Source organism: Bacteroidota bacterium (genome assembly GCA_018692315.1).
Classification (GTDB): Bacteria; Bacteroidota; Bacteroidia; order Bacteroidales; family JABHKC01; genus JABHKC01.
Genome location: JABHKC010000243.1, coordinates 1 through 2,570, shown reverse-complemented (window position 1 = coordinate 2,570; position 2,570 = coordinate 1). Strand labels below are relative to the sequence as shown.

General features: G+C 30.9%; 2 protein-coding genes. Both read left to right on the top strand.

The features are described 5' to 3' along the window. Window positions 1-105 (top strand): hypothetical protein (locus HN894_17790; protein MBT7145178.1); only part of this gene is annotated, 105 nt, incomplete at its 5' end. 54 nt (window positions 106-159) lie between these two features. After that, on the top strand, window positions 160-2,328 hold the full coding sequence (locus HN894_17785) for a prolyl oligopeptidase family serine peptidase (protein ID MBT7145177.1): 2,169 nt from the start codon (window positions 160-162) through the stop codon (window positions 2,326-2,328). Window positions 2,329-2,570 lie beyond the last annotated feature (242 nt).

Genomic DNA, 2,570 nt, shown 5'->3' with positions numbered 1-2,570 from the left:
TATGAAACAGGGATTAAAATATCTAAATCAGATTTCGAAAAAATTAACATATATAAACATGAATTTCATGGAGAAGATTGGAATTATACTATCAAACCATTATAAGTAGTTGTAGCAATAATATATTTACAATTACTTAGTTCCAATAAAAAAAACGAGATGATAAAGTACACAATACTAATATTAGTTAGTTGTCTTTCACTATCGATAGTGGGACAAGATTTGAAACCTAATTTTGTATTAGCAAAAGAGAATAGCTATTTGAAACTGATAAATCGTTATAATTCAAATAATGTAAATCCTTACTGGGTTTCAGACAGACAATTTATATATATTAAAAAAGTGGATAATGAGGAATTTGATTTATTTCTAATCGATACTGAAAAAGCAATAAAGATTAAACAGGAAAATACCATTGTAAAAACCAATGATTATACATATTCCTTTACGCATGATTCGCTAAGATACGCTTATAATTCATACTCAAATCAAATCAGCAAGTTTTCGGAATCAACTATTAATAGCATTTCAGAAAATTCACCGAATAATGATTTTTCTATTTACGTAAAAAAACATAATTTATATATTACCATTAATGAAAATGGAAAGTTAAGCCAGATTTCAAATGATGGAGAAACTTTTTATAGCTTCAAGGCAAACATTGATTATAATTACACAAATGAATTATACAATAAAGATACCCTTCCTCTTGCCCCCAATATCAGTTGGTCACCTAATTCTGAATTTTTTATTGCCCTTAGAACTGATGTACGAGATTCAAAGGATAATTGGGTGATAAATTCAATTTCTGAACCGAGACCAGTTCTAACAACTTTCAAACAAAGGAATCCGGGTGATGCATTCCCCTTAGATGAAGTTTGGGTATATAATGTTTCAAATAAAAGTTTCCACGAAATTAACTTGAAGAGATGGGAGAATGAAAACTATAGGTTTTTAGGATGGAGTAAAAATGGGGAGAATTGTTTTATTCAGCGTATAAACCGTCAACAGAATAAATGCGATATTCTTTCATTAAGCAAAAATGGAGAATATGATTTATTAATAGAAGAACGACCGAATGCCGTTATTTCCCAAAATGAATTTAGAGAACTTTCTGATGAAAAATATTTGTGGCTTTCCAGAAGAGATGGCTGGGGACATTTATACCTTTATGATTTTATAAATAAGACAACATCTCAATTAACAAAAGGAAAATTCAATATTGATAAAATAGTTTGTATTGATACTCTTGCCAATAACAAGCTGTACTTCACTGCATTTGGACGTGAGCAAGATGTAAATCCGTATTTTTCATTTTTATATTCTTTAAATCTTGAGAATGGGAATGTTAAACTTCTATCACCGGAAAGTGCAAACCATGAAGTATTTTTCTCTCCTGATAATAAAAATTTTATTGATGTATTTTCCAGAATTGATTTACCACATAAATCACAATTGAGAAATTATGAAGGAAAACTGCTACTTGAACTGGAAAGTGCCGACATTCTTCAACTAGTAGCCAACAAGTGGAAATCTCCGGAATCCTTTACTGTTAAAGCAGCTGACTCAACTACAAATTTATGGGGTGTAATGTGGAAACCTTTTGATTTCGACCCAAATAAAAAGTATCCGATAATAACATATGTCTATCCTGGTCCACAGGACAATTTTGTCCCAGTAGAGTTTTTTAGAGAATTAAACAATGTCCATTTAGCACAGTATGGTTTTATTGTTGTGATGTGCGATACAAGAGGAAGCTCGTATAAACGTTCAAAATCATTTAGTGAATATTATAGATCAAATTTAAGAGACTATCCACTTGAAGATAACAAGTTTATGATTGAGCAACTGGCAGCACGATACCCATTTATTGACTCTTCAAAAATTGGCATATGGGGTGGCTCAAGTGGCGGATTTATGGCAGCATCTGCTATTCTTAAATATCCTGACTTTTACAAGGTAAGCGTTTCAAGAGCAGGACAACATGATCCCCGAGTATTTCATACCTGGTGGACCGATGTATTCAATACTCCACTATATAAAAATGAAGCTGATTCTATATTTACAAATATTTCTATAGCTAAGAATTTAAAAGGGAAGTTGTTTATCATTCATGGAGAAATTGACACTAATGTACACCCTTCAAATTCAGCACGTTTAGCAAATGAATTAATGAAATCTGGCAAATATTTTGATTATTTAGTTGTTCCCGGAGGAAGTCATGCTTGGAGTCATAATTGGCAGTATGTACAGAAAAGGATTTGGTTATATTTTGTTGAAAATCTATTAGATAATAGAATTGAGAATATTAACATTATGGAATATTAACTGGCTATAGCACCAAAAATATAAAAACAGCGTGAAATTACAAAGCCGGACTTAATTCTAATGAAAAATCGGGGTTGAACTAAACCCAAGTTTCTGGTATTTTAACCCAACTTGAGCATTTTTCCAAAATTAATAAAATAATGAAAATTTTATCTATCTGATAATTAGGCATATGACGTTATATAGAATCGTTCTAAATACCATAATATGCAGATATACAGTTATATAAGTAATTGGTGTCC

Bases quoted from the DNA above. Each gene is read 5' to 3' on its own strand.
- HN894_17785 (MBT7145177.1), top strand. From the start codon at position 160: ATGATAAAGTACACAATACTAATATTAGTTAGTTGTCTTTCACTATCG.